Consider the following 26,861-nt stretch of genomic DNA (forward strand, 5'->3'; position numbering starts at 1 on the left):
TTTAAAAAAAAGGCATTCGTAAAATATTTTAATTCAACGTTAAAAAAATTTTGCAGCTTCGAAAAGATTCCTATCTTTGCAATCCCAACAAAAAAAGTTCTTATTAATAACGCGAAAGTAGCTCATTTGGTAGAGCACGACCTTGCCAAGGTCGGGGTGGCCGGTTCGAGCCCGGTCTTTCGCTCTGATTATTCCCTACAGACCCTGGTGGTGGAATTGGTAGACACGCGGGACTTAAAATCCCGTTCGCAGCAATGCGAGTGACGGTTCAACTCCGTTCCGGGGTACTTCTCAGGAGTGACACTTCTGAAAGAGAGGTCTCATCGAAATCGATGAGACCTTTTTCTTTTAAAATCAATGCGTTATACCTGAAGACTCCTTCGATAGTAGCGGTTCGATATAGCCTCGCTTTAAACACCAGATTATGTTTGAACACCTTCTTAATTAAAGATTACTTTTCTGATAAATCATTTTCAGGTTCATTCATCCATTTCTCTTCCTGGTTGTGAATTTTCTGTTCGACTCTCTCTCGTTGTTTTTCTCCTTCTGGCAGTATTTTTAAACTTTTCTTGAAATGGTCCTTTAGCCCGTCCTTGCATTCAGTAACTATATGGTTCACCTGTTTTTCAGAAAAACTTAAAAGCTCCATCATAGTATGCAATTTCTCACCTGGAAATTATCGCTCTTATGATGCTGGCATCTGTAATACAGATAATATTTATTTCTACCTTTTGAATAGGCTGCTGTCATAGGAGTACCACATCAACACCTCAAAATACAGGCAGCCGGCAACTGGCAAAAAGTACAAATAAAAAACGCTTTCATATAAAAACGCTCTTAATATTCGGACGTAAATTAGCTGGTGCAGGCAGGCCAACCGAAGGATATTATTAATTTTACAAACAATCTTTACCAGCACTGTTATGCCAGTGGGCTCCCGGTGTTCAATTCTATCCCGTTTATGACGCGAATATTAGCAATTATTATCAGTTTCATATTGATCCCCGATCTATGTTTTTCACAAAATGGTATCCTACACAACCGGGCTTCCAAAATAATTACAATTACCACTCCTGATCAAAAGCTTTCCATCAGGATTGACTATTCAAAGGGATGCATTATTAAACAGGTAAACCTGAAAAATAAAAATACGATATCATCTTCGGGTGTATACACCGGTATCACTGCAGGAAGTGGGACCGCCTCATCTGCTGATCAAACAGGCGATATTAAAATAACAAATACCCCGAAAGGCATATCGCTAAGTGGTATCACCTATGGAACCGGGGCGCTTCAAATTAAAGAAACATGGGACTTTACCAGCAAAGGAGATAAAATAACCTGGGATATTACCCGCAACTATAGCACAACAACCGACCTGGAAGACATGGCCTTTCCAAAATGGAATTTTACAGATCTATCCGTTTGGAAAGGAGGAATTATTGATAACGGCGGGATGGTTTGGTGCAAATACCTAAAACAAATTAACGATACCTATGGCGTTCATACAGGTGGCGTAACATTCTGGAATGCTGATTCGGGAGATGCGTTAAGGATATCGCCTCAACCAGGAAGCGCAAATAAAATGGCTTCAAAATATTCCCACAGCGAAAATGGCGAATTCACTTTTACACAATTGCTAACTGACTCCGAATTGCAGCAACGCCATCACCTGAGCCGCTTCGTATCACAAAAGTACGATGTATTTGCTCCCTTCCAGGTAAAAAAAGGACGCGTAAAGCTAAGCCTGGAACTACAATACATTGATTACAATAAGGAATATGCAAGAGGAACGCTTCCCGGTATTGATGCAACAGCAGTACGCGAGCTTTTAAATACAACCGGGCGGTATGGCGTGGTAGACAACAATATAGTAGGCGCAAATGGCTGGCTCACCAACTGGAAATGTCTCCATGAGCCATTTTTTGCGCAGATCGGGATGGCATTGAATGATCCACACTATATAAAAAACCTGGCGGCAACATTGGACCAGGAAAGAGATCAGGCGATCCTCAACGATGGTCGTGTGTTATCCCGCTGGCATAATGTACCCGGCGATGAAATTCCCGGCACGTATAACCCGCAAACAGGCTATTATGAAGCCATGTGGGGATATACCATTGATTCACAAACGGGCTATGTGATCAATACAAGCGAACTGTTTGAGTTGAATGGTGACCTGCAATGGCTGCGTGCACATCAAGCAAGCTGTGAAAAGGCGCTGGACTGGCTGATAAAACGGGATTCCAACAACAACGGGATCTATGAAATGATGAATAACGGCGTAGCGGAAAAAAAGGCAAGCGACTGGTTAGACATTGTTTGGGCAAGCTTTGAAAACGCTTTTGTAAATGCGCAATTATACGAAGCATTAACGCTATGGGCCAAATGTGAAACGATTTTAAGCAATCATAAAATGGCCGGCCATTATTCAGCGATAGCCGCCCGTCTTAAAAGTGCATTTAATAGGCCGGTTGATGAAGGCGGCTTCTGGTCGCCAGCCAAACAACAGTATGTGTACTGGCGTGATAAAGACAACACCATTCATGGCGATAACCTGGTTACTCCTGTAAATTTCGCTGCCATTGCCTTTGGATTGTGTGACGACAAGGAACGAATAAAACTTATTCTTGATCAGATAGAACAAAGAACAACGGCAGAACACCTGTTTCACTGGCCGCTTTGCTTCGATTCCTTTAAAAGAGAAGAGGTAAGCGATGGCAACTGGCCTTTCCCTAAATATGAAAACGGGGATATATTCCCAACATGGGGATATCTTGGTATCAACGCCTATGTGAAATATGATAAGCACATTGCGCTTAAATTCATTAATCATCTCCTTGATCAGTATAAAAAAGACGGACTCTCTTCCCAGCGCTACAGCAGAACAACCCAACTTGGACTGGGGGATGATATCCTGGCTGGCATCTGTACCAGCATTACAGCGTTATACAAGGATATTTACGGCCTTCGTCCAAAATGGAACAGGATGGGGCTGGAACCCAATATGCTTGAAACCCTGAACGGAACGAAGTTTTCATATATCCACAGGCATACCGTTTATCACCTTGAATTGAGCGTTAATGATTATTTAATGAGCACCGGTAGCTTTTCTGTAAAAAGCAGCGAACCTTTTGGTGCGGATAAAAGCGGGAACACGCTTAAGTTCTACCCTGGTAATAAAGATACTGCGCAACTCCTGGTTCGTGCAGATCCGGGCAACCGTATTGACATGAAAATTACTTCGTGGAAGAATGATGTATTTGCATGGACTATTTCATCACACGGCAACTATCAATTCACCATTAATGGATTGCAACCAGGCTCAAAATATGAAGTAGTAACAAACAAAGATATTACCCGGCTTCAGGCGAATAACAATGGCAGCATTTCCCTGAATAAACATTGTAGTACGCCTGTTAGCTTTTCCATCAGGAAAACATCTCATTAAACTCCTCCTTTCAATCCAACATAAACATATAAAACCGGGGCCCTGAAAGAACTCCGGTTTTATATGTTTTACACAGTTTATGGAATGTACTTTGAATCAGCATTACCTGATGGGCCTATTGAACCCCGGCTGTATAAATCAGCGGGTTCTGTGCATCATCATCCAGCAGATCCCCGACTTTCAACCTGGTTACCTGCGCATCACTTAATATATTCTTTATGCCGTTAAATCTAGCGCCATCAGGCATATAAGCGCAAGTCATCGCTCGGCGGAAGCCATTGGTCATATTGGCCCCGGCGCCGTGTATTGTTAAACCATTATGAAAAGAACAGCTACCCGCCTTCATGGGTGCAGCAACAGCGCTTCTAGTTACAAGTTGCGGGTAAACCTGGAATATTGCATCCATATTTTTCCCGATACCCTGGTTTTCAAAACCGGTTTCATGATAAGACCCGGGAATAAAATACAGACAACCGTTTTCATTTGTAGCGTCGTCTAAAGCTACCCATATTGATAGTGCCCGCTTATCGGTGAACGACCAGAAAGGCGTATCCAGGTGCCACGAAGTAGGATTGGCCCAGGGACGTTTTATGAGCACCTGGTCATGCCAGATCCGGGTACCATCCCACCCTGCTAATTCTGCGGCCATTTTGCCCAATCTCTCATCAAGCATAATCTGCCTTGCCGCATCGTTTGTTTGCCAGATATTAATCATCTGGTCAAACACCTTTCCAAAATATTCACTTTCCTTATTGATCCCGTCGTCTTCCCCCATTTTTTTATCACTGCCGGGCATTTTCCTGCCATCCCTCTGTTCAACGGCCTCCGTAATAACCTGCCGCCAATGGGAAAGTTCTTCCTGGTTAAGAAAGTTCTCAATTAATAAAAATCCATCTTCCCGATAAGATTGAATCTGCTTTTGCGTGAGTAACGTGTTCATATAGCTGCAACTTTTTGAAAAATATCAGGCATACCAGGCAAATGCCTGTAAGCCCATAGTATTATTATTTTACCTGTATTAACTTAACGGGGCCTAACAAACCAGCGTCATATTTACTAAAATCGGGCACACCTACCCAGCCCCAGGTGCGGAGCTTGCCCAGATCCGATTTCACCCACATTTCATTAACCATCAGGTTCCCGACCCGTATTCTTATTTTATTTTCTCCCTCCTGCAGGTACTTGGATATATCAAATACAAAGGGCGCCCATAGCCGGTCTCCAACGGGTTTATCATTTACAAACACTTCCGCCATATATTTTACATCACCAAGATCTATAGAAGTCCTGGTATTTACATCTTTCAGCACAACAGGTATTTCATAATCAATATATCCTGAATACTGCTGAAGTCCATAGGCATACCAGGATTGCAGGGTGCAGTTTGCTTTGCTGCCAACAATAAATTTCAACGGGGCAGTCAGCGTCTGCTCACTTTTGACGGACCTTGCAAACGACAGCAACCGTGCATCAGCAGGCAAGTCAATTGACGCCGCCGCTACGTCTGTTTTTGCGCCATCCATCCAAACCGTTGTGCCAATCATATTATCAGGGAACACTACTGTTTTTGCACCAACTGGTATATTGACCCTCCAGTAGCGGTAACCGGTGGCATCATTATCCTTTATTTCATCCTTCTGCCCATCCCCGTTCCGCTTTTTCGCTGTCATAAAACTGGTATACTTCCATTTTGAATCATTATATGCCAACAACATAAGATCTTCACTTAACCCGTTGTCGGCTAACGTGAATGAAGTGGCCGTGGTTTTATAAACAGTGTCTTTCCCCGGATAACTGATGGTCCATTTATCATCGAGCTTAATTTCTTTTAAATCAGATTCATGCTGTACCAATGGATTCATATCGCTTGTTCCGGGCTCAAATACAAGCCAATAACCTTCGTAAGGTTGTAAAGTCATTTTTACTTTGTTATATCCCTTCTCCTTCATGTATGCAACGGGTGTACGTTCCCCGGTTTCGCAATTCCATATCTGCGCCATGCCATCGCCATCCCTGAACCAGGCTGAAAAATTTCTCACGGTATCGGAGTTATTGGCAAGCCAGTAAAAGTGGTTATTGGAAATAGTTCTGTGAGCAGTGTAGAGCCGGCCTGAGTTCTCCAACCGGATCTGTGGCCGGACCCTTTCATTCAAAGCAGTAACCATTTTACTCAGCCTGTCTTTGTCTCCCGACAGATCAATAACATTGGGCAACCGCTTTAATGCATTCATCTGGCTAATGATCAACGCATCTTTCATGCCTTTCTCCGGCGATCCTTCTGGTGTTGTACCCAGGAGCAGCACAACGCCTCCCTTTTTAGCAAATTCAAGTATCTTACCTGAAACGGCATGAGAAATAACACAAGCCGGTGGGAGAACGATCGCCGAAAAGTTGTGGTCATTAATAGTGATCTTTGCACCGCTACTAATGGCTCCTGTTTTTCCTTTATCCAGGTAATATTTATCAGCGATTAAAAAGTCGATGTTATTTTTATTTAATTCTCTCATAGCATCGGAATACACCTGGTTGATCTCGAGTGAAAGCGTATCCCAGACTTCTTTGCCTTCCAGCAGGCCAAAATTTTCCTCATGCGTAAAAAAGCCTTCAGCATTTGCCCAGATACTTTCAAGCGGGTTTACCAGGAGAACATCCGCCACAAGCTTACTTTGCCTGTTTACAAAAGCAGCTCGCCTGGAAAAGTCCGTCCAGTTATGCAAATAAGGCCAATATGGATTTTCGGTAAACCAATCCGGCGGATACGGATCCTGTTCAATTTTCCGGTTAACGTTAATTCCATGTGGCACCACGTGGTTAATACCAAATGATGTAATAGAATTAATAGTCATTTTCATCATAGCGGGTGTTTGCTCCCATCCTGCAACGCCCATAATTTCACTCATAAAAGGACGATCTTCCAATTCGGCTACTGTTTGCACTTCTTTAAAATCGTGAACATCCTGCGATTTCATTAAAAGACAATCCGTTCCGGGCATAGTTGCTGTTCTTGTAACGCGCATAAAATCGCCCATGGCGGCAGTTTGTAACAACAATGATTCTTCCCACAGATTGGAGATGTAATACATGTTGTATTGTTTGAGCCAGTTCACCAAAGGCTCAAAGTAACATTTGTTATATACGTCTGAAACAACATCAAACCAATCACAACGGGCTTTTGCAAACAAACCGTTGTTGTCTTTTTCTGTCAAAAGGGGAAGCCATAAACGGATATCCTGGTTTTTCATTTCCTTATACCGTTTGGCAAGATATTCTGACCAAGCCATCCGCCAGCCATAGTCGCCTTCATTGTCAACAAAGACGCCAGGAATTGTTTTCCCCATATCATTTGCAAAATGTTTGGCGTACTGCGCGTGAACAAGCGGGATAAAAACTTTCATTAATCCGGGATCGAGATAGTTAACTTTCCCACCGTCAATTCCGGGATGGAATTTTTTTGTGTAAGTATACACCACCCATTCGCCCGGCGGCGCCGTCCATTTGAAATGGCTTCCTTCTCCAATGATCCGCAGCGATGAGGCATCAATGGCATTGCCGGCTATTTTACCTGCCACGGCAAAATCTGTTGAATCATAATAAACGGTCGATTTCCCCGTTACCTTATACCGTTTCCAATCCAGGTATTTTGCCTCCAGCTCAGGATGCTGCGCTAATACCCGTCCTGCAGCCTGCCCACTTGGCCAGTCGTATTCATCACAATAACCCAGGGTAAATCCTTTGTTCTTTGCTGCCTGCATAGCATTCCCGAAACTGCTGAACCAGGGTTTTTCCAGGTATTGCTTATATGGCAATGAAGAAAATGCCGGGTTTAAGCGATCCATTGAACCCCGGGGATGTGCATATCCGGGGTTCAGTCCCTGCTTCATCATTTCCTCTGCCATAGTAGCTGTAAAATGATCATCCCTGATGGTATCATCCCAGAACCAGAAAGTATGCGGAGCATAGAACATTGGGGGGCTAACAAACATTTGTTGAACCGTTTTGGGGTCGCTATATTTTTTTTGCCATTCAGATTGCCCGGATATATTCAAAGTAATTGTCAGCAACCAACCGGTAAAAAAGATGTTCAGATATGTATATTTCATTACTGTTTTGAGTTAATAACTGGTATGAATATTATTTTCAATAGAAATCCATCAATGCTACACGCGATATTAATTATAGCCGGGGTTTTGCACTAACTTATCGTTCTTATTCATTTCACTCCTTGCGATTGGTAAAAAGTAGGCCTTATTATCCCACTTTCCACTTGTGATCTCCACGGGGGTAATAGTAGGAATGGTGGCAGTTGTATGATCGGGATTCAGTTTGTACACCACCTTAACCCCATGCATTGGGTGATAGGCTTCCGGCCCGATCATCCAGCGGCGCACGTCAAAAAAGCGGTGGTTTTCGTACACCAGTTCAATACGCCTTTCATTCCGGTATCTTGCTGACAAGGCTGCGCCGGCATCCATTACATCAGGCATGGCCGCTTTTTTCCTGATCATATTAATGTAGGTGCGTGCTTCCGCCTCCTCTCCCAATCCAATACAGGCCTCTGCATAATTGAGTATGATTTCACTGTAACGGATGAAGCGCCAGGTGAGGTCATCCTGGTGATTTACATACATATCGGTTTTGCGGTTTATAAATTTAAGCATACAGGTACCGGTATTATTATAACCGCCTCCATAAACCACGCTGTTCCTGCTATCTAACCCATATGTATACACGATTTTATTAGCGGCGGCATCCCACTTTTCCCAGGTACCTACCTGCAAAACTCCTACGGGATCGGCTGCCAGTAAGCTGGATGGCCTTGACCTGAACCTTGCCCCTTCGTATAAAATGGAAGCATAAAAACGCGGGTCCCTGTTTTTATATGGTTCGAGATTCTGTGCAGGGTTGGTTCTGGAGAATTTAGTGCCATCACTCATTTCATAAGCGTCTACCAATTCGCTGGGGGCGCCGTTTGTTTCAATACCGCCATATCCATTTGGGAAAACCTGCCAGTAGTCAACTCCCTGGCTTACGGAGGCATTGTAATAACGAATAAAGATGTCTTCTATACTATTTTTTGAGATAAACAGGTCCTCATAATTCTGAACAGCCTCCTCTGTTGATGCAGGACCGGGCTGATACAAACCATATATGCCCAGGTCTATTACAGCCTTAGCGGCCGCTTTGGCTGCCTGCCAGCGTTGCTTCCTGTCGCCATCTACATATCCCAGGAGCTCAGGGTTGGAAAACCCGGAAAATGTTGTATTATGAAGATCGCTGGCCGCATAAAGCAATACTCTTGATTTAAGCGCCAAAGCGGCGCCTTTTGTTACTCTTCCTTTGTTGACACCTGTATTCACCAGGGGTAATAATGCAGCCGCCTTATCACATTCACCGGAAATAAATTGCACGCACTCTGCATAGCTGTTCCGGGCGGCGGAAAAGTTGTCTGTTAATTTATAGGATTTCGTAACCAGGGGTACACCGCCAAAATAACTGATGAGTAACTGATAATACCAGGCCCTGAAAAAAGTGGCTTCGCCCTTCAACCTGTCTTTTAGTGTAACGCCATCAATCAGCGCCTGATCATCCGGCAATTTGTCTATATTTTCCAGGAATATATTGCAGTCCCGGATAGCGCTGTACCTGCCGTTCCAGTCGCCCCAGCCTGCATTATCAGGCGACATCAGCATGTTGCTCATATTATAATCATTTCCTGCATCATAGCATCGGGCCTCATCTACAGCCAGCGAAGTCATGAAGAACGACCAGGGGTTCTGGTTATAAATGCTGTTCATGTTCAGTTGTATGAGGTTGGGATCAGACCAAACATCCGCTTCTGTAAATTGCGTGGAAGGTTTTGTGTCAAGGAAACTTTTGCCACATGATGTTAGCAGCAGTGACATAAACCCGATAGTGATATATATTAAGTTTGAGTTTCTGTAATTCATACACTTTGATTTTAGAATGTTGCCGTTAATCCTACGTTAGTGGTTTTGTTCAATGGATATACTTCACTGTTCACCCATATGGAGCCTGGAGCGTCGTCAGGAGATTCAGGATCGAAATCCTTCATCTTTGTAAACGTTAAAAAGTTTAGGGCGCTGACATAGATCCTCAGCGATTGTATGCCTATTTTTTGCGCAATGCCGGATGACAGGTTATAACCAACCTCAAAGTTTTTCAATCTTAAATAATCACTGCTTCTAACGAAGTAGGTATTATTAGGTTCCCCATCTGTCATCCAATATGCGCCGCCACGCTCCCATACTCTCGGGTTAACAGCACTTGGATGTTCCGGTGTCCAGCGGTCTTTTACAAGGTTGTACATAAAATTCCCGACACCTGGCCCGCCGGAAAAAGTCCGGTAGGATCTTTCCGCACCGGCCGCTCCCTGGAATAATACATTTGCGTAGAAGTTCCTATACTGTAAATCGATACTGAGCCCGCCGGTAAATGTTGGTATGGTAGTTTTGTTGCTTCTAACCTGGTCCTGTCCATCAATCTGTCCATCGTTATTTACATCTTTGAATATAATATCTCCGGGGCGGGCGCCTGTCCAATGAGGGTATTTATCAATCGCTGCCTGGTCTGCGAATACACCTATTGCCTGGTAATACAATCTTGCGTTCATCTGATTGCCGGTAGACTTCTGATAGTCGGGCACGCCGGGTGTTTCATCCCAGAACCTGATATGATTCTTTGCCCAGGCGCCGTTGGCAGACACCTGGTATTTGAAATCGCCGGCACTACCGCGATATGATGCCTGTAATTCAAAGCCTTTGTTAACCACTTCCCCGATATTTTCCTGCGGCAGGCTTAATCCGGCAGAACCTGGCACAGAAGCGTTTCGGTAGGCCAGGATATTGGTACGCAGGTTGTAGAAATAATCGGCGCTTACCGCTAATTTATTATTGAGCAGTTCCACATCAGCACCGATATTGGATTGATTGGCTACTTCCCAGGTAACCCCGGCGTTTGGAATACGTAATGCTTTCAACGCCTGTTGCGGAACATTTTCATTAAATACATAACCACCATTGTAGCCATAGGTTGTAAGGTATTGATAGGGCCCTATCCGGTCGTTACCTGTTTTTCCCCAGGAGCCTCTCATTTTCATTTCATTGATAAAAGCGATATTATCTTTCCAGAATTTTTCATTAGAGATCCTGTATCCCAGGGATATCCCTGGAAAAAAACCAAATTGCTTGCCGGCCGGATCAAAAATATAAGAGCCATCGTACCTCCACACAAATTCAGCGAGGTACTTTGCGTCATAGGCATAGCTTAGTCGTCCGAAATAATCTAACCTGCGGGCCACACCGGATGATCCTCCATTATCTTTTAATTCATTACTTCCTAAATCCAGTTCGTCAAGAATATCGCTGGTATAGTTTCTCCTGAAAGCCCAGAAATTCATGTTATCACCGGCAATACGTTCCGCCGCAAAAAGAACTTTAATATCATGCTTATCAAAAACCCTGTCATAATTTAACAGCGCATTGAGGGTTACATTAGAATTGTTATCCATCCACTGTTGCAGTCGCGGATCAGTGTTTCCTTTCTTGGATGCTACCAGCAGCGGAGTTCCATTGGCATCTAAACTTGTTTTATCCCAGGTATAGAGGAACCATGGCTTTCTGAATTGTTTGGTACTGACAATAGTTCTGTCCATTGCTGCATTACCGGTTAACGACAGTCCTTTTACCCATGGAATAGTAACCACGAGCCTTACATTACTCTGAAAAATATAACTTCTTGATTTGGTGTACCCCGTTGCATCTGTAACCAGTACTACCGGGTTAGCGCCGTATTCAATATCCGGTCCGGGCAAGCCATTAGGCCATCTCGCGGGCCAGGTAGGAAAAGACCTGTTTAATGCCCAGAAAACATTTTGTGCCTGATCGGCGCTTCCCCCATTGGCGCCACCGCCTGAATAGTTCCTGTTTTCCTGCCGCCCAACCACATCAAAACTCAAACGGATGTTGTTAGTAACTTTTGCGTCAATATTACTTTGAAAATTAGTCTGCGAATAGTTGGTAGCTCCGTCCCTGAAAATCCCGTCGGTAAAATTCGATCCAAGTGAAATGAAATACTTTATGGCCTCAGCGCCGCCTGACAATGTTAAGTTGCCATAGCGTTGCGGGGAATTTTTCCTGATTGTTTCTTTAAACCAATCCGTATTGGGATGCCCCCAGGGATCAGAGCCATCCTTATACTTCTGGATATCTTCTGCCGAATAAGGCAATGGGTCGCCGGGATGATAAGCAGCGGAAATTTCATTCTGTAACTCTGCATAAAGGGGCGCATCCGCCATTTTGGGAAGAACGGTAGGTGTATTCCATCCCTGGTTCAGGGAGAATTGAATGGTGGGCTTACCGGATGCGCCGCGTTTGGTGGTGACAAGGATAACGCCATTGGCCGCCTGTGATCCGTATATCGCTGCAGACGCATCTTTTAAGATCGTAACAGATTCAATGGTGGCGGGGTCCAGCCGTTCCAGGCTTCTGCCGGCAATGCCGTCAACAACCACCAGCGGGGAATTATCGCCAAGTGTATTGGCCCCACGTATTCTTAAGGTGGATCCGTCATTTCCAGGCTCGCCTGTTCTGGTAATAGCCACCAAACCAGGTAACCGGCCTGCTAAGGAATTGGAGAAATTACCCGCCGGTGATTTAACCAGGTCGCTTCCTTTAACAGAAGCAATGGAGCCTGTCAGTGTTTCTTTTTTGCGGGTTCCGTATCCAACCACCACAATGTCATTTAACCTGGCATTGCTTGGGGTAAGCATCACCGTTAGTACCTCTCCATCTTTCATGGCTGTTACCTGTTTCACTTCATATCCTATAGAAGAAAAAAGCAGGACTGCACCCTTAGCAACGCTAATCTTAAAGGAGCCGTTTTCATCAGTGGTTCCACCGGCAGTCCCGCCTTTTATTCTTATAGATACATTGGAAACGGGTTGACTGCTGTCTGACACAACATTACCGCTTACCACTATTTTTTGCTGAGCAAAGGAAATTTGTGAGATGCCCAAAAGGAATAGCAATAAAAATGATGCTTTGATAGGCAATAGAGAATCAAATTGCTTGTTTAACATAACATGAGATTTTGGTTTTAAACATCGCTGGTAGTGGAATTATTTACAATTTAGAAATGACGGTTACTGCTGTGCGGCGGCAGGCCGACAGGTGGTTGATGCATTCATAAAGATTAATTTTTCAAACGTGAATTTAACCCCCGGTTGCTGATCTACAGCCGGAATGAAACGTTGATATCATCACAAAAAGTGCTACTTTTATATGAAAACTTTCTATCAAAAATTTCCGCCATAAAACAATTTAAAGTCAGTCGGAACTTTAATATTTCAGTAATCATCTATCCTGTTTTTCAATTAAGTTGGTAATGCAAAGTAACCTGAATCTAAAAGGTGCAGTGATAAATTCTGATGGAATCATTTAACTTTTTGACACACCAATGAAAAATAAAAGGAATCAAAACGTCAATTACCTGACAGTAAATGAAACAGACGAACTGTGGGGATTATACACCACTACTATTGGTTTCCAGGTTATATCGCCCAATAGTGACTACCCTCCTAAAAGCCATCCTTCGGCATATTGGTTCAGTCCCAATACCGGAAGGGTATTGCAGGAATACATCCTGCTGTACATTACAGAAGGAGAAGGTTCATTTGAATCGGCAAGCTGCAAGCTAACTAAAGTCGTTGCCGGTACTATCCTGTTGTTATTTCCCGGCGAATGGCATACCTACCGGCCGCTTAAAGGCAAAGGATGGAATGAATACTGGGTGGGTTTTAATGGTAGTTATATGAAACAGTTAACCGGTAATCTTTTCTTTTGCAGGAAAAGCCCGGTCTATAATGTGGGGTTTAATGAACAGATTGTGGCTTTGTTCAACCAGGGTATTGAAACAGCCAATTACCAGAAAATGGCCTACCAGCAGGTACTTTCCGGCATTACCAGCCTGCTGTTGGGCTTCATCTTTTACGCTGAGAAAAACAACTCTTTCAGAGATAAAGCCATCATCGCTCAGATTGATAAAGCAAGAATGATGATGCGCGAAAAAACCGGTGATAATGTTACTCCCGAATCCATCGCTAAAACGCTAAACATAGGCTATTCCTGGTTCAGAAGAGTATTTAAACAGTATACAGGATTTTCACCCGCACAATATCAACTTGAAATAAAATTGCAGAAATCAAAAGAATTGCTGGCCAGTACGATATTACCGGTAAAGGAAATTGCCTTTCACCTGAACTTTGAGTCTGCCAGTTATTTTGTAACGTTCTTTAAATCAAAAACGGGATTATCGCCCGGTGAATACCGCGATAAGATAAAAGGCAAATAAAGCGATGAAACATAATTACCTGCAACGGCGTTTCATTCAACGGCAAATGTTTTACGATAAGTATTAGGAGAAAGGCCAACTTTCTTCTTAAAGATCCTGGAGAAATAATAAATGCTGTCGAACCCTGTTTGATCTGCGATTTCCTCCACGTTAAGCAATGTTGATTCAAGCAGTTCTTTTGCCCTATCTATGCGTAAATTTAAATGGTATTGATTAGGTGACAGCCCCGTTACTGCCTTAAAATTCTTCCTGAATGCAGAATATCCCATAGGCAATTGCCGGGCAAGTTCCGGGATATCTACAGGGTGCTCCAGTGATTCCTGTAACAGGAACTTTGCTTTCGTTATTGCCTTTTCCAGCGGGCTATGATCATATTGTTTACTTAGCGATATGGTATTGACCAAACCGAGTATCTGAAGTGTTAAACCCGCAATCTGTTGTGAGTAACCTACAAGCGAGGCGTTTACAACATCAATCATCTTTTTAAATAATACCAGCATATCTCTATCCAGCCCTGTTTTGATACATGGCTGATTGGGATCAAAAAAGCCTTGTTTCATCAGTTGATCAACATAGTACCCGTGAAAGCCAATCCAATATTCTTCCCATCCCGAGCGGATATCCGGCCTGTAACGATGCCATACTCCCGGGAAAAGAAAAAAACAGGTTCCCTCCTCAATTTCCACCGGCTCCGTTAATGCCGAACAGAATGTTCCTTTTCCTTTTGAAATAAATATCATGTAATAGTCCGTCAGAATCCTTCCCCTGTTCCATGTAAGCTGATGGCTTTGGGGATGTTCTTCTTTAGGATAACGTTCATTCGGTGTTACTTTTGAATACCCCACCGTAGTTACATAAATTCCCCATTTCTCCTCGACTGGACTTGTACTCAGATATTTAAAAAAGTTATTGCCCATTGAATTATCTTTTCTCTTAAGTATTGGTGGCAACCGGCGTTATTAAAGGCGGGAAATACTGCCGCCGATCAACACAGCATAACGTGTTAAGAGATAAAGTTAGCAAAAATACGTTAGCAGGTAAAATAATGTGGAGCTGAATACATGAGGGTTATTGTTGTGGAGCAATTATATCTCTCAGCAGATGCATCATAAATAAATTCACTTCCCATTGTGAAGCTACCGGGGTATTACCCGGCGAAGTAGTCCACATATAAGGCGGTGGCCCAAACTCCGTTGTAATGGTAAGCAGGGATATGCCTTCGGCTTCCTTTTCCCGGATGATCCCGGACCACAGGCCGGTAAAGTAGTTCAGCGGCTCGGCCCATTCCGGCAGTCGCAGATCAGGTATCTGCGGTCCTTCAGGAAACCCCACACGGGCATGTATATGTACGGTGCGCCTGATTGCTTCGTCAACCGTTTCTTTGAATCCTTCAAGATAGCTTTCTGTAACACAAACCCAGTGTGAGAAATCGGCGGTTACTTTCATGGAAGGTCTTAGCTTAAACAGTTCTTTCGCATTGCCCGGGCTGAATCCAATTCTTCCCCGGTGCGTTTCATGCGCGATAACAATATTATTCCCCGCTGAAAAATTTTCCGCCGCATCAATAACGGCAAGTTGTTCATTGATCGTAAAGAAATCTCTTCCTGAATGCGAATTAATAATTACCGGTTCACATTCCATTGCCGCATTCAGATGATATTCAAAGCTCCTGCAAAAGGCTTGTATATCCGCACCTTCCGCCTGATGCTGTTGCACAACTATTGGTAATCCCAGTTCTTTGCTACGTTTGATAAATACCTTCCTGTCATTTTTATTCTCGGGTAGCCAGGAATCCACGCCGTCATATCCTGCGGATATTACCTTTTCGAGAAAAGCTTCTACGGGGATGTTTTCGTGGCCCCATCGCGTACAAAGGATTTTTATCTGCATGTTATCAACTAAAGGCTTTGTATTTATAAGAAATTGCTTCTATAGGGTAGAGCTTTAGCTTACAAAAATAGGTGGTGGAGTCAGCGGTGAAGAAACATAAATGAGATTTTTTTTGTGTTTTCTGACATTTTTGGGGAACAACTGTGACGATAGGCAGCATGATTGTTGTGGATCGATCTTATTAAACGGCAAACTGATACACCTCGTCTTTTGACAGATCCCATTCATAAGCAGCTACAGGGATATCCGCTAATTGCGTTTTCAATAACGGGTGATCGATCTCAACATTCATCAGTCCCTGCCCATCCCTGATTTTTTCAATCAATCTGATTTCATATGGAATATAATTTAACGAAAGGATCTCGGAGAATTTATCTTTTAAATCCAATGAGCTGTAGATATGAAAATCACAAAGCTCCAACAACAATTCGCTTAATAGCTTTTCATCTGTTGTTGACCAATTATCCAAAAACTTTTTATAAATATTCCCTTCCGGCAAAGCTGCATACAGCTGCTGATTGATTTCTTTTGTTTTGTTTAAATCATACAAGATCGCCATGAATAAATGATGCGTTTCCTTTTGCTCATATTTTCCCTTATCCTCCTCAAACAGCCATTGGAAATAGTCTCTCGAGCGCTTCGCAAGATCGTTCATATCCCAAAGAACTGCTAAGCCGATAATTGGCCCTACTGATCTTGACGTTACTTCTTTATAAGAAAAAAGGGTTTGTAAAATATGCTGCTGCCACAACAGATAACGGGTGATGAACATCCATCCTTCTTTTTTATCATTCAAGATCAAATGTTTAGGATATTCGCCGGAATGCACTCCAATTCCTATTGTGAGATTCCGTGCAATTGTTTCCTTAAAACCGTCTTTGATATCGTCCTGGATGCTTTGCTTTATCAGATCATAATATTGATGGATTTCTTCCTGACTTACGCCTTCTTTTTTCGTCTTATCTATCTGTTTTTTAAAACTGCTTATTATTTTTTTCTGCTCCATATGCTTAGACCTTATATTCTATAATAATCAATCTTTCCAACAGCCATCGTCCAAAAATGTCCTGATTTTTCCAGATCCTGATCCATTACCTCCTTTGCTGCTTCATATGAGCCATCTGCTTTCATTTCAGCAATAGCAGCCGCTATATCAGTGGGAACAGCTGCTCTCCAAACTCCAACAGAGATTTCTAAAAAAGAATAACTATACGGTACTTCAAAGTCATCAATTTCTCCGTTATTTTCATTTGTTAGCAAAGTTACAAGCTCATTAGCCGGAAGTTTGAAAGGGCTGATACCATAAATATTGAATTCGGAATTTCCGGAATAGGGTCCCTGACATTCGATAAATTCCAATAAGCCATTCTTATCAAGATCAAACCTAACATCCAGATTTTCATAAAAAACCTGATTTTCATCCTCGTAGTCCGGGCTGCCAAGTAAATTTATAAGATCGTTCTTTGTTTGACCAAAGCTTATTTTACTTTCATTTATGATAATTCCTTCTAATGGTTTTAATGTAATTCTGTTCATAGCTTTTTGAAAAATAAACTCTATTTTAACATTAAAATTTTATTTAAGCATTTAAAAGTTTTTACCAAACATCCCCATCCCCAGCCTCATTTCCCCGATAGAAGATAATGACCAATCTAAAAATTATTAACTATTTTCGTTCACTAAGTCGTGTGCTCGCATATTGAGCGATAGGAAAAATTATAGTCCGGCGCATTACCCGGAAGAAACCGGCATCTAAATTATTGCGTCACAGCAACTGTTCAGACATTTTTGATATACCCTCCTGCGAAAGCTCATATTTTCAAAATTATTTTTTAAGACGAACTGTTAACGGTATAGGATTGAGCAACAACAATTTAAATACGGAACCGGATGAGCGGGAGACACTGAAACTGGTTGCACTGGGGGATGAACGGGCATTTAGTCGCATCGTCAGAAAGTACTCCCAGGTAATCTATCCCTACCTGCTTTATTGGCTTAAATCGCCTCAACTGGCCGAGGAAGTGGCCCAGGATGTTTTCCTGCGCCTCTGGAAAAACAGGCACAAATTACCGGATATCAGCAATTTCTCAGGCTATGTATATGTGGTTTCCCGGAACTGCGTCAACTCCCAGTTTGAACGCGGATTATTAGAAACAGCTGCTCCGGATGTGGCTCAAATCGATCTGGCGCTGACCAATCCTCAAACAGACCTGGAGACTAAAGAACTGGCCACCATTATGGGGCAGGCCATTGAATCCCTGCCACCACGACGCAAAGAAGTATTCCTGTTAAGTCGCAACGAACAGTTAACGTACGAGGAAATTGCCGCTCGGTTGGGGATTTCGAGAAGTACGGTGAGAGAGCATATGGTGGAGGCATTAGTCTTCCTGCGAACTTATTTAAAAAGAAATGCCGGGATCATTATCACCCTGTTATGGGCGTTAATTAACCTGTTGTGAAGAGACGATTAAATAATTACCAGATTTTTTTTATTCCCGACCCGTCCTACCCCTCTTTAAACCGGGTCTTTATTACTGATTACAATGACTGAAGAGCAACTGACATATTATTTTGACAGATACGCCCAGGGAAACCTGAGCAAAGAGGAGCGTATTGTGTTCGCTGACCTGCTCAAAGATCCGGCTAATAAGGACATGGTAGCGCGGATGCTGGACCAGGATTGGCCACTATGGGAAAACAATCAACAGGATTTTTCGCAGGAAATTGCCCGTATTGAACAGGGGGTGACCGCCAGGATTTATGCTGACCAATCCCTCCCAGATGCGCGTCCTGTACCTCGTATACATTCCCTGAAGAAATGGGGCTGGGCCGCTGCGGTATTGATGCTGTTTGGCGCCGGTACTTATCTTTATACGACCTCCAAAAAGACGGCAGGGGATTTCGTAAAAGGAAAAGTAATGCCCAATCATGATATTCTACCCGGATCAAATAAGGCGTTGCTGACTTTGTCAGATGGAAGAGCTATCACATTAGACAGCGCTGCCAAAGGCGCCATTGCCCAACAGGGTAATTCTTCAGTTGTTAAAACAGCCAACGGTGAAATTATTTACGATGTGAAGGGGCACTCCGAAGGCAAAGTGATGATGAATACCATGTCCACGCCCCGCGGCGGGCAATACCGCCTCACGCTTCCTGACGGTACAACCGTATGGCTTAACGCTGCAAGTGCTATTACCTTCCCGGCTGCATTTACAGGGAATGAGCGAAAAGTAAAAGTAAAAGGTGAAGTGTATATGGAAGTGGCGAAAAACGCCAAAATGCCTTTCATCGTGGATGTTGACGGGCAAACCACCGTTGAAGTGTTAGGCACCAGTTTCAACATCAATGCCTATACCAACGAAGGTACCATTGCCACCACACTACTGGAGGGTAAGGTCAGGGTGTTGGCGGGTAATATAGCTGCTGCATCATCCGACCGGCAGCTTACGTACCAGGCGGTAACGCTGCGTCCTGGTCAGCAAGCCTTACAGCCGGATAACACCACCACCATCACCATTAATTCCGGCGCCGACCTGGAACAGGTGCTAGCCTGGAAGAAGGGCATTTTCAACTTCACGGGCAGGCCGTTTCAATCCATCATGAAAGATATTGAACGATGGTACGATATTGAGGTTAAATATGAAGGAGCTATTCCAACAAGGAAATTGAAAGGAGAAATGGACAGGGGCGTTCAATTAACTGATTTGATTCGCTTTCTGCAGGGATTCGGCCTGCATGTGGAACTGAAGAACAGAACATTGGTCATAGGAGAAAAGTAAATAAATCCCTGTCAGCCGAAATATGATATATACTTTGCCGGCAGCCAACCACCGGAACAGATCCGTGTATACGTGGATCACCTGTTCCGGACGATGAATATACTGAATAATTATCCCGGCAATTCCCTCTTAAAAGGGCCAGCATATACAATTCCTTACTCAAAACGAAAAGCCAATGATGGGGAAACATCATTGGCCGGGTAGTTTAGGTAACATTCAAAACAAAGTCTGCACAGACTGCTTATTAAGCACCTAAAACAGTTCCAAAGGTATGACAAAAACTGCTTTTTGTGGATGGCCCTCCCGTGGGGGTATCCGTCAAGTCACCAAAATCTTGTTAGTAATGAAACTAACTGCATTTTTTCTTACAGCCGCTTTTCTCAACGTATCGGCCATTGGATTTTCTCAAAATGTAAATTTCTCGGGCAAAAATGTATCGCTCGAAAAAATTTTCTCTGTTGTAAAGCAACAGACCGGCTACCTGTTTTTATACCAGGAAACTGATCTATCAGCAGCCAAACCTGTTACCGTTACGGCCACCAACGAGCCCCTATTACAATTCCTTGAAGAGGTGTTCCGGAACCAGCCTTTAAAGTACCTGATTAGCAGCAAAACCATCAGCATATATCCGGTTGCAGCGCAGCCCACCGGAAATAAGGTTACAACGGTTGGTGAGCTTGCGACATTTCCTTTCAGCGGCGTTATTCTTAACCGCGACGGGGAAGCGCTCCCCGGCGCCAGCATCGTTATCAAAGGCACCAGAACGGGTACTGCAACAAAGACTGATGGCTCGTTTACCATCAACGTTAATGCAGCCGATGTTTTAGTGATCAGCAGGATTGGATATGGAAGCATAGAATTAAAAGTGACCTCCGCCACCAATGCTGTTGTAGTGTCTTACCCGGCTGGCAAAGCTGACGGGGCAGCTCTTAAAACCGGTCAATCTATCTCTTCCGGCTTAGGCGGTTTTAATTTAATACTCCCTCCGTCTGTTTCTAAACTTGATGAAGTGCAGGTTATTGCTTACGGCACCACCACACAACGTTTTAATACAGGCAGTGTTAGCAGTGTGAAAGCGGAAGACATCGAGCGGCAGCCTGTAAGTAACGTGCTCGAAGCATTGCAGGGGAATGTACCAGGACTTTTCATCACGCGTTCCAGTGGTAACGCTGGCAGCCAGATGAATATTTCCATCCGTCAACAGCAATCCATCCCGCTACCCACCGGCAACAAAAGTATGCCGCTATTCATTATCGATGGGGTGCCATTCGTGGAAACGCCATTTGCCAGTGCAGGAGCCTCCGGTGAGATAGATCCCATGAACTCCATCAACCCTGCCGATATCGCTGAGATATCTGTATTGAAAGACGCCGATGCAACTGCTATTTATGGCTCCAGGGGCGCTAATGGTGTTATCCTGGTGACCACAAAGAAAGGCAAAACCTCCGAACCACATTTCGATTTCAATATTTATACAGGCGCCGGTAAAGTAACCAACTATTTACCGATGCTGAATCTTTCCGATTACCTGGCTATGCGGAGAACTGCTTTCGCTAATGATAAAATAACACCCGGTTTTTCAAACGCTCCGGATCTCACTATCTGGGATACAACAAAATCCAGGAATTTCCAGAAAGATTATATCGGCAATACCGCCAATCAAACAGAGGTTACCGGCGCATTTTCGGGTGGCAGTCAATATTTGCGTTACCGCTTTTCCAATACCTTCCGGCGTGAAACGACGGTATTTCCCGGCGACTGGGGATACAACCGCTACTCATCTCACCTGAGTATAGACAATACGTCGCGCAATGGTAAATTCACGCTGGGTGCTTCGGCCATGTATACCAAAGAATCCAATAACCAGGTGGCCAGCGACATTACCCGGTCGGTGTACATATTACCACCCAACTATCCCGTGCATAACCAGGATGGCAGTTTAAACTGGACAGGCGGATTCACCAATCCTGATTCCTACCTGTTGCAATCGGCCAGGTTCAAGTCGGATAACCTTTTAGCGAATGCCACTTTACGATATACGATACTGGCAGGATTAGACGCAAAGGTGAGTCTTGGGTATAATAAAATAGCTCAAACCAACGAAACATATCTTCCTAAAACCTCCCTTGACCCGAATAGTGGCTCAGGTGAATCAGCGGCTACGTATACATCCGACTATATTGAAACCTATATCGTGGAGCCACAACTAACTTACAACAGATCTCTGGGTGAGGGTACACTGAACGTGCTGGTGGGTGGTACCTGGCAACAATCCAGCTTTGCAGAACCATACTTTGTAAGAGCCACCGGCTTCTCCAACGATAAGCTGATGAGCTCCTGGACAGCAGCGTCTGATATCACTTTCAAAAGCAGCAGCTTTAAAGAATACAAATACGTTTCCGCATTTGGACGCATCAACTATGTACTGAAAGATCGCTATCTGTTCAACCTTACCGGCCGCAGGGATGGCTCCTCCCGTTTTGGTCCGAACCGTCAATTTGGTAATTTCGGCTCCGTTGGTGCAGGGTGGATTTTCAGCAGTGAGCAGTGGGTAAAAACAGCCATTCCATGGTTAAGCTACGGTAAACTCAGGGCCAGCTACGGAACAACGGGGAATGACCAGATCCCGGACTACGGATACCTTTCGTCCTATGGCAATCTTTTCTATCAATATGGCAGCGCTGGGATTTATCCTTTGCGAAGCGCCAATCCCAATTATGGATGGGAGTCCAACCGCAAATTGGACATCGGCTTAGAAACCGGATTTATAGAAGATCAGCTCTTCCTTTCGGCTTCCTGGTTTTCCAGCCGTACTGATAACCAGTTGGTGACTGCTCCCCTGTCTTCCCAATCGGGATTTTCTTCCTTTATCGGTAATATGCCGGCATTGCTGCAAAGCTCCGGATGGGAATTTGAGTTGAAAACAAAGAATATCAACCATAAAAAATTCTCCTGGAGCAGTTCTTTTAATATTACCATCCCCCGTAATAAGCTCATTTCCTTCCCTGGTTTAAAAACAACCGCCTATGCTTATGTATTTATTGAGGGACAACCTATCAACACTTATAACGGCTATCATTATACAGGCCTGAAAGATGGAATTGCTACCATCGCGGATCTCAACAAGGATGGGAAATTTACAACCGGCTTGTTAGAAACAGCAAACGGAGATTACCAGATTATATCCTCCAGTATTCCCGATTTCTATGGCGGGTTCAGTAACTCGCTCAAACTCGGCAGGTTTCAGTTGGATATCCTGTTACAGTTCGTGAAACAAATCAAATCCTCCGTTCGCTCCGCAGTAGGAATGCAACCAGGTGGATTGTCCAATCAGGACGACAAAATCATTACTGATGGCTTCAAGCCATCTACGTTGTCCGGCAGTGACGCTACTTATGCCTATAAAAATTACTACCTGTTTTCCGATGGAAACTATTCAGACGCCAGTTTTATAAGACTTAAAAACCTGAACCTCTCTTACGAGCTTCCAGGTTCCTGGACAAAGGCGATCCGGTTAAAATCAGCCGGGGCATTTATCAGGGCGCAAAACCTGTTTACCATCACCCGTTACCTGGGATTTGATCCTGAAACCGCCGGTGCAGTATTACCACCGTTAAGACAAATTGCCGCTGGTATCCATTGCTCACTTTAAATAATAGGGAAATGAAAAAACAATGCTTTTTATATACTTGTATCGTGTTATTGGCCGCCTCGCTCCTGAATGGTTGTAAGAAACTGATCGAGATAGGGCCACCAAAAGACCAGCTGGCTTCCAACAGTGTATTCCTGGATTCAACTACGGCGGAAGCAGCTATGATAGGGTTATATGCCAGTGTGGCGAACCCGAATCCGGGCAATGATTTGGGCACTTCCGTTACCATGTTCAATAGTATGTCGGCCGATGAAACGTACGCATATGCCATGAATTATTACGATGATTTTACGAATAACTCCTTAACTCCCATGATCTACTACGTAGATGGTTTATGGAGCACCATGTATAAAAATGTGTACATCGCCAATTCCGTTATCACCGGGATGGCTGAATCTCCCTTATCTGAATCATACAAACAAAGGGCTGCCGGGGAAGCCAGGTTCCTGCGGGCATTATGCTACTTTTACCTGGTGAATGAATATGGCGCCGTGCCATTAGTATTGTCTACTGATGTAAACAGCACTACCACGCAACCCCGTGATAACGTGGATGCCGTTTATGACCAGATAGAAAGAGATCTTACAGATGCGCAAAAAGTATTGCCTGCCACCTTAGACATCTATGGCGGCATGCGTATACGCGCTACCACCTGGGCTGCCGATGCCTTACTGGCCAGGGTATATCTTTACAGGGGAAAATGGCAACTGGCTGAAAGCATGGCTACTGCCGTCATTAACAATCCGGGGATGTTTAGTATGAACGACTCCCTCAACCAGGTATTCTTAGCCAACAACAAAGAAGGCATCCTTCAATTTGTAAATGGTATCAGCAGTTCATGGATCGCCAACAACTTCGTTCCTTCTTCATTCAGTACAACGCCTAAATTTGTAATCAACGACAGCCTCTATAATAATTTTGAACCCGGAGACAGGCGAAAAACCAGCTGGGTTGGCTATAAAAGCTATGGAGGTATTAACTATCCCTACCCCGCAAAATACAGGTATATGGCAGGTGTGGGCGCAGTGGAATATAACCAGGTATTGCGTTTGACAGAGCAGTTTTTAATCCGCGCTGAAGCCCGTACACAACAATCCAACTACATACAGGCAGCAGCTGACCTTAATAGCGTCCGGTTAAGAGCAGGTTTATCCAACACGAAGGCCAACGACAAAGCCACGCTGATGGCTGCCATTGAACATGAGCGCCGCATTGAATTCTTCTGCGAATGGGGACATCGCTGGTTAGATCTGAAAAGATTACCCGGCATCAATAACCCTGCTATCTCCAGGGCCGACGAAGTTTTATCGCAGCTCAAAGGAGGCCAGTGGCAGTCGACAGATGTTCTTTATCCCATTCCGCAATCTGCCATTAATTCTAATCGAAACCTGGATCAAAACAAAGGATATTTCTAGCGCCAGGTAAAAACCAAACATATGATGCGTTATCAATTATTCAGGCAATGGCTGCCTGCTGCCCTGCTCATGACCGGAACGGTCGTAGCAAAGGCACAATCCAGACAAGCAAAGCCGTTCATACTAAAGGGGCAGATAACTGCCCCGCAGTACCCTGTCAAACTTTATCTTCAATACGAGTTGAATGATAAAGAGCGGGCAACTGATTCCGCTACGCTGCAAATGGATGGACATTTCACCTTCAGCGGCAAGCTGGGCAGACCGGTATCTGCAAAGCTGTACATGATGCCACCGGGTGGTAAGTATGTTTCACGAAATTTCTACCTGCAACCTGGAAAAGTAGACATCCACACAACCAATTCCCTGGATTCAGCTACTGTGAAAGGCAGCCCCAATACGGCTGTCCTGGATGAATTTGTTCAACATGGAAATAAGTACGCAAATACTTTTACCTCTCTGAATACAAGAGCTTATTTCAACCGCGGACTGAAAGATTCCCTGCTGGCTATTAATGCGGAGCAGGAACAGGTAAAAAAGAAATTTGATGAGGAAGTAGCCGGTATCATCAGGCAGCACCCGAACGCCTATGCCTCCTGGGACATGGTTTATAGTTACCGTATAGCTTTAGATCCTGAAACGGTTGCCCCTTTATTCGAAGCGCTTAGCCCGGGGTTTAAAAATTCGGCAGATGGAAAAGCTTTGGCAAAACAGATCGCTAATGTCAGGAAAATAATGGTGGGTTCGCCCGCTCCGGATTTTACGCAGGCAGATACAGATGGCAATGCCATCAAACTGTCCTCCTTCCGGGGTAAATATCTGTTGGTTGACTTCTGGGCCAGCTGGTGCGGTATCTGCCGCGCGGAAAATCCCAACGTACTGCGTGCCTACAATGCTTACAAAGACAAAGGCTTCACCGTACTGGGCGTATCGATGGACGATTCGCTGCACCGGCCTCAATGGATACAGGCCATCCGGGATGATAATATGCCCTGGCAACAGGTATCTGACCTGAAAGGAAGAAATAATGAGGCTGCCATCCAATATGGTATCAAGGGAATCCCGCAGAATGTACTCATAGATCCTGAAGGCAGGATAATCGCCAAAAACAAACGCAACAGGGACCTGATGAACACCCTGATGGAAATCTTTGACCGGGGGCATAATATGCGTATGGATGGAGAGATAAAAGGCGAGAACGACAGCATCATTGTTTTTAAATATTACAACCGCAATAGTTACCGAAACGATACGGTGTCTATCCACAACGGCAAATTCACCTGGCTTGCTGAAATGCCGGAGCCACAGCGGGTAAACGCCACCATCCTTCCAAAAGGCGAACAGCTTAGCTTCTTCTCCGATATCGGGTACCTGCAGTTATCAGCTAATATCGATTCGTTGCCAAATTTCACATTAGAGGGCTCCGATATCCAGGATGAAGCCAATGCCTTTTATGCAACTACCAGGGAACTTAGTCCGCAGCAAAAGGAATTGCTGCAACAACTCACGGATGCCTCACAAGAGGAAAGGTCCAAAATAGGAGAACACTTGCTTACCCTGACAAGAAGCCGGTATACGGCTAGTGTTAAGGACTATGTAGAGAAACATCCCCTCAGTTTATTTTCCTTGCAACTGGTAAAGGATATGGCGGAAGATATGTCGGGGCCCCGATATAACACTGTTTACCCGCTTTATGCATCGCTGCCGGAAATAATCCGTGGAACGCCCACTGGCAAAAGGATAGCAGGAATGTTACCGTTGATGAAAAGAAGCGCCGAAGGCGCAATGATTGCAGATTTGTCTCAAGCCGATAGCAGCGGACAGGAAATTTCCCTTTCCAGCTTTAAAGGGAAGTATGTACTGATAGATTTCTGGGCGAGCTGGTGCGGGCCTTGCCGTGCCGAGAATCCGAATTTGCTGAAAGCATACAATAGTTACCAATCCAAAGGGTTTACAATCGTGGGCATCTCCCTGGATACCGATGCCAGCAAGTGGAAGAAGGCCATCAAAGATGATCAACTGCCCTGGACACAGTTGTCTGATCTGAAAGGCAGGGAAAATGCCATTGCAAAGTATTACAACGTGCGGGGCATACCCTGGAATATCCTGGTTGACAAGGATGGTAAGATCGTTGCTAAGGATTTAAGAGGCTTTGCCTTGGAGGAGAAACTGCTGGAGTTGATCAGGTAGATGACCGGTTTTATTGCCTTATGTCTTCAAAAAATGAATTATTTAATTATATTATTACCTTCATGTATGAAACAAAACCCAACGGTATTATATCAGCATGAAGCGAATGAATAAACGGG

General features: G+C 44.1%; 16 protein-coding genes and 2 tRNA genes. 9 read left to right on the top strand and 9 right to left on the bottom strand.

The genetic code is table 11. The features are described 5' to 3' along the window. The first annotated feature begins 111 nt into the window (after positions 1 to 111). Positions 112 to 184: transfer RNA gene (locus QFZ51_RS26450), tRNA-Gly, on the top strand. A 17-nt stretch (positions 185 to 201) separates the two neighbouring features. After that, a tRNA-Leu gene (locus tag QFZ51_RS26455) sits at positions 202 to 287 on the top strand. Positions 288 to 451: 164 nt separating this feature from the next. Here QFZ51_RS26455 and QFZ51_RS26460 read toward each other — a convergent pair. Next, the gene (locus tag QFZ51_RS26460; RefSeq protein ID WP_429050435.1) at positions 452 to 652 is read right to left on the bottom strand and encodes a hypothetical protein; all 201 of its coding nucleotides are present in this window, start codon (positions 650 to 652) and stop codon (positions 452 to 454) included. Positions 653 to 961: 309 nt separating this feature from the next. Between QFZ51_RS26460 and QFZ51_RS26465 the strand changes: the two genes are divergently transcribed. Continuing rightward, complete coding sequence (locus tag QFZ51_RS26465) at positions 962 to 3,451, top strand: hypothetical protein (protein WP_429050436.1); 2,490 nt, start codon at positions 962 to 964, stop codon at positions 3,449 to 3,451. 115 nt (positions 3,452 to 3,566) lie between these two features. Here the strand turns inward: QFZ51_RS26465 and QFZ51_RS26470 are convergent, their stop codons facing one another. The 4 genes from QFZ51_RS26470 to QFZ51_RS26485 all read right to left on the bottom strand — a co-directional run bounded on the left by QFZ51_RS26470 (position 3,567) and on the right by QFZ51_RS26485 (position 12,548). Beyond that, positions 3,567 to 4,391, bottom strand: a complete 825-nt coding sequence (locus tag QFZ51_RS26470) for a phytanoyl-CoA dioxygenase family protein (protein ID WP_429050437.1) — start codon at positions 4,389 to 4,391, stop codon at positions 3,567 to 3,569. A 64-nt stretch (positions 4,392 to 4,455) separates the two neighbouring features. After that, complete coding sequence (locus QFZ51_RS26475) at positions 4,456 to 7,434, bottom strand: glycosyl hydrolase (protein ID WP_429050438.1); 2,979 nt, start codon at positions 7,432 to 7,434, stop codon at positions 4,456 to 4,458. A 186-nt stretch (positions 7,435 to 7,620) separates the two neighbouring features. Beyond that, positions 7,621 to 9,399 (bottom strand): RagB/SusD family nutrient uptake outer membrane protein, encoded by a 1,779-nt coding sequence (locus QFZ51_RS26480; protein WP_429050439.1) that lies wholly within the window; start codon positions 9,397 to 9,399, stop codon positions 7,621 to 7,623. 11 nt (positions 9,400 to 9,410) lie between these two features. After that, the gene (locus QFZ51_RS26485; RefSeq protein ID WP_429050440.1) at positions 9,411 to 12,548 is read right to left on the bottom strand and encodes a SusC/RagA family TonB-linked outer membrane protein; all 3,138 of its coding nucleotides are present in this window, start codon (positions 12,546 to 12,548) and stop codon (positions 9,411 to 9,413) included. A 377-nt stretch (positions 12,549 to 12,925) separates the two neighbouring features. Between QFZ51_RS26485 and QFZ51_RS26490 the strand changes: the two genes are divergently transcribed. After that, on the top strand, positions 12,926 to 13,819 hold the full coding sequence (locus QFZ51_RS26490; RefSeq protein WP_429050441.1) for an AraC family transcriptional regulator: 894 nt from the start codon (positions 12,926 to 12,928) through the stop codon (positions 13,817 to 13,819). 32 nt (positions 13,820 to 13,851) lie between these two features. On the opposite strand, the gene QFZ51_RS26495 is transcribed toward QFZ51_RS26490, so the two are convergent. The 4 genes from QFZ51_RS26495 to QFZ51_RS26510 form a co-directional block, all read right to left on the bottom strand. After that, complete coding sequence (locus tag QFZ51_RS26495; RefSeq protein WP_429050442.1) at positions 13,852 to 14,736, bottom strand: helix-turn-helix domain-containing protein; 885 nt, start codon at positions 14,734 to 14,736, stop codon at positions 13,852 to 13,854. 151 nt (positions 14,737 to 14,887) lie between these two features. Beyond that, entirely contained in the window at positions 14,888 to 15,709 is an 822-nt protein-coding gene (locus QFZ51_RS26500; RefSeq protein ID WP_429050443.1) for a sugar phosphate isomerase/epimerase family protein, read from the bottom strand. 181 nt (positions 15,710 to 15,890) lie between these two features. Beyond that, a complete protein-coding gene (locus QFZ51_RS26505; protein ID WP_429050444.1) occupies positions 15,891 to 16,715 on the bottom strand; it encodes a hypothetical protein in 825 nt (274 codons plus the stop codon). 11 nt (positions 16,716 to 16,726) lie between these two features. Next, the gene (locus QFZ51_RS26510) at positions 16,727 to 17,245 is read right to left on the bottom strand and encodes a hypothetical protein (protein ID WP_429050445.1); all 519 of its coding nucleotides are present in this window, start codon (positions 17,243 to 17,245) and stop codon (positions 16,727 to 16,729) included. A gap of 323 nt (positions 17,246 to 17,568) precedes the next feature. Here QFZ51_RS26510 and QFZ51_RS26515 point away from each other — a divergent pair, with 323 nt between their 5' ends. From QFZ51_RS26515 to QFZ51_RS26535, 5 genes are all read left to right on the top strand, one after another. Next, positions 17,569 to 18,168, top strand: a complete 600-nt coding sequence (locus QFZ51_RS26515) for an RNA polymerase sigma factor (RefSeq protein ID WP_429050446.1) — start codon at positions 17,569 to 17,571, stop codon at positions 18,166 to 18,168. A gap of 84 nt (positions 18,169 to 18,252) precedes the next feature. Then, the gene (locus QFZ51_RS26520; protein WP_429050447.1) at positions 18,253 to 19,488 is read left to right on the top strand and encodes a FecR family protein; all 1,236 of its coding nucleotides are present in this window, start codon (positions 18,253 to 18,255) and stop codon (positions 19,486 to 19,488) included. Between the two features lie 343 nt (positions 19,489 to 19,831). Beyond that, positions 19,832 to 23,140: a SusC/RagA family TonB-linked outer membrane protein gene (locus QFZ51_RS26525; RefSeq protein ID WP_429050448.1), complete on the top strand. Its 3,309-nt coding sequence runs from the start codon at positions 19,832 to 19,834 to the stop codon at positions 23,138 to 23,140. An 11-nt stretch (positions 23,141 to 23,151) separates the two neighbouring features. Further along, positions 23,152 to 24,555: a RagB/SusD family nutrient uptake outer membrane protein gene (locus tag QFZ51_RS26530; protein WP_429050449.1), complete on the top strand. Its 1,404-nt coding sequence runs from the start codon at positions 23,152 to 23,154 to the stop codon at positions 24,553 to 24,555. A gap of 21 nt (positions 24,556 to 24,576) precedes the next feature. Next, positions 24,577 to 26,742 (top strand): redoxin domain-containing protein, encoded by a 2,166-nt coding sequence (locus QFZ51_RS26535; protein ID WP_429050450.1) that lies wholly within the window; start codon positions 24,577 to 24,579, stop codon positions 26,740 to 26,742. Positions 26,743 to 26,861: the final 119 nt, after the last annotated feature.

Source organism: Chitinophaga sp. W3I9 (genome assembly GCF_050434025.1).
Taxonomy (GTDB): domain Bacteria; phylum Bacteroidota; class Bacteroidia; order Chitinophagales; family Chitinophagaceae; genus Chitinophaga.